Genomic DNA, 353 nt, shown 5'->3' with positions numbered 1-353 from the left:
AATTCCCAGGTTGAGCCCGGGGATTTCACATCAGACTTACAAAACCGCCTGCGCACGCTTTACGCCCAGTAATTCCGATTAACGCTTGCACCCTACGTATTACCGCGGCTGCTGGCACGTAGTTAGCCGGTGCTTATTCTTCAGGTACCGTCATTAGCGGGGGATATTAGCCCCCACCGTTTCTTCCCTGACAAAAGAGCTTTACAACCCGAAGGCCTTCTTCACTCACGCGGCATTGCTGGATCAGGCTTGCGCCCATTGTCCAAAATTCCCCACTGCTGCCTCCCGTAGGAGTCTGGACCGTGTCTCAGTTCCAGTGTGGCTGGTCGTCCTCTCAGACCAGCTACTGATCG

The 353-nt window shown here is 54.7% G+C and carries 1 rRNA gene (only partly in view); it reads right to left on the bottom strand.

Annotated elements, in window-relative coordinates:
* Positions 1-353 (bottom strand): 16S ribosomal RNA (locus LMJ30_RS06500) (it extends past both window edges: 833 nt to the left, 261 nt to the right).

Origin of the sequence: Massilia agrisoli (assembly GCF_020831365.1) — a bacterium.
In the GTDB taxonomy this organism is placed as follows: domain Bacteria; phylum Pseudomonadota; class Gammaproteobacteria; order Burkholderiales; family Burkholderiaceae_D; genus Telluria_A; species Telluria_A agrisoli.
This window is presented reverse-complemented; position numbering and strand designations above follow the sequence as displayed.